1 pseudogene is annotated in these 2,990 nt (G+C 36.3%); it reads right to left on the reverse strand.

The annotated features are described in order from the left end of the window. Positions 1-2,990: pseudogene (locus tag C7447_RS14620) on the reverse strand (hypothetical protein); the annotation flags it as partial.

Genomic DNA, 2,990 nt, shown 5'->3' on the forward strand with positions numbered 1-2,990 from the left:
ATGTATCGGCTGGAACTCCAGTGAAACTTACTGGTGAAGTGCCTGATTGCGTATCTGTATAAGCTGTGTTTACTCCTGTTATTACAACATCTGCTATAATAGCACTTACAGATGAATCAAATGTTATATTTACATCTGCTCCGCCTAATGGTAATGCTCTACAATCAACTGCTTTGGTTACTGTATAGTTTGCATTGCTTAATCCGTTAAATGGTGCTACAACTTGAGTTGCTGTTTGACTACATCCGTTATCGTCAAAAACAGTTATAGCTACACTTCCGCCTGCTTCATTCGTTACTGCAAAACTAGTATTTGAACTATCTTGTGTAATATCATCTCCTGTACTTACCGTACCATTATCGTATACAAATACGTAACGTACATAAGTACTAGAGCCTCCTGTTGCTGTTACATTTACTATAGCATTGTCCGTTACATTATCCGTAGTACAGCCAAAATCTGTTATAACTGGTGTTAATACGATATCTGGGTTCTCATTAATCGTTACCTGAATCGTTGTCGTACATCCATTGGTTCCTGTTCCCGTAATATCATATGTACCCTGCGGTAATCCTGTATACGTTAACGTTGCTGCATTAAAGGTTCCTAATGCTGGAACTATACCATACGTTAATGGATTGATACTATTGTTTACCTCCGTTATCTGAATCTCTCCTGTGCTACTTCCAAAACAAATATCATCTACACTTGCTACTCCTGTGAAATTAGGTTGAATTGCTGGGGCTATAGTTATTTGACGTGTTTCAATACATCCAGAAGTTACATCTGTCATTACAACTTCATAAGTACCCTCAGCAGTTACTGTATGAGTTGTTGATGTATTGGTTCCAGAGATAGCTCCTATATTTACTCCTGGTGTTACTGCAGGAGCTGCTACTGCATTAATTGTATATGTAAAATCTCCTGTTACACCTAACCCTGCTCCTGAATTTACAGTAATTTCGATAACTGCTTCACCTGGTACACAATTTAAATTTTGTGCTGGTGTTAATGTGAAAATTAATTCAGGATATAATAATACTGGAGTTTGCGTATCTATACATCCATTAGCATCTCTTACAACAACATCATAACTACCCGGAGATAAGCTATTAAATATGTGCGAAGTGCTTGCTGTTGCTGATGTGAATGTTGTTCCTCCATCATTAGAATATTGATATGGAGCTGTACCGTTGGATACATCAACAGTTATTGTCTTATTTACATCACATGTACTTGTTACCACATTGTCTATTGTTGGTGATGGACTTAAAGTTAAAGTAACCGGGCCTAAATTAGCTGTACAACCATTAGTATCAGTTACTAAAACTTCAACATCAACAGAAGTAACTCCTCCTAAATCGGCATCATCTACTGTAACTAAGTTACCTGATAATGTATGAGTTATAATATTAGCTGGAACTCCTGTTTCATATACATTTGCTGTATAGGTATAACCAGGGAACCCTCCATTAACATTTTCAATTCTTACAGTACCATCTACATCACAAGTTATATTATTTACTATTGATAAATTACCTGTAATTAACGTTCCTTCTTGTATTAAAGTATCTGTACTAGCAAATTGACATTCTGTCGGTGCACCACTAGAGTTTGTTAATTCAATATAATATTCTCCTTGGTCTAAACCTGTAACTATTATATCTCCAAAACCATTTTGTAGAATAGATGTATATGCTGCTACTGCTACTCCATTATTAGATGCATCTCTTTTATATAATGTATAATTAAATGGATCTGTTAAATCTCCACTTGTATTATCTATTGAAAATGTAATTTGACCATTTGATGCTCCATTACATTCTGCATTATTTACTGTTGCTGTTATAGGAACAGATGGTGTAAAGGTGTCATAAACATCTTCATTATTTTGTTTTATACAACCTGTGGCATCTCTAACAAAGAAATCATATGATTGTCCTGGTGTAAGACCTGTAAATGTATATTGTGTAGCCGTTACTGGAGTTGGTGTAATCCAACCTGTAGGTGAATCTATTGCAAATTCATAAGGTCCTGTACCTCCAAATGCTTCTACTGTTACACTAAAACCTCCTACACATGTACCTGGATTAGCAACTGGATCAACAATAAGCCCCTCAACTGGGTATGGAATTTCATATTGTCCGTAAGCTAATAAACACCTTGTATTTCCTGTCCCTGCTACCCCATCAGAAATGCGTAATACTGGAAATACAATATCTCCTGAATTTAATCCTCTTATTTGACCTGTCCCAAAATCTGTCCAAGTAGCACCATTATCTATACTATACTGCAAAGTATAAGGTAAATAATCACTAGAGTTAATATTGATAAAATCGAACCCTGTTAATGCTGGATTCACAGCACATCCTGGAGGTAAAACTGGACTAATATCCATTACTAATGCCACAGGGTCCGTTAATGTTCTCGATTGAGAATCAGTACAACCTAAAGCGTCAGTAATGTTTATTGTATAATTACCCGCCGCTAGATTTGAAAACGTAATTGTTGAACCAACAAAATTAGTTTCTGTACTTGGTGTTGGCCCAACTACTGTAATATCGTATGGCGATTGTCCATTCGCTATATTTACCTCTATACTTCCGGTATCACCATTACATGTTGGTTGTGTTTCTGTTAGGGTAATATCAACATTAGTTACTAAGTTAATAACCACATCTTCAATTAAAAACTCACAGAATCCCGTACTTCCTCCATTATCTCTAATATAAACATCATAAGTACCGGCTGGTTGTGTAATAGGGTTTGTATTATTAAATGTAGGATCTAATGGTGTACCCGCATTAGCAACTGTAACAGAATACACATAATTACCATCACCTCCTACCGGGGAAACTTCTATAAACCCATTAGCACAACTTGCGTTAGTTACTACTGCTGTTGCTGTTAACTGCTCATTTATAGTTACTGATTGTTGTGTTCCTGCACATCCCGCGCCATCTACTACATCAATCGTATAGTTGCCATTA

This window comes from Tenacibaculum adriaticum (genome assembly GCF_008124875.1).
GTDB lineage: Bacteria > Bacteroidota > Bacteroidia > Flavobacteriales > Flavobacteriaceae > Polaribacter > Polaribacter adriaticus.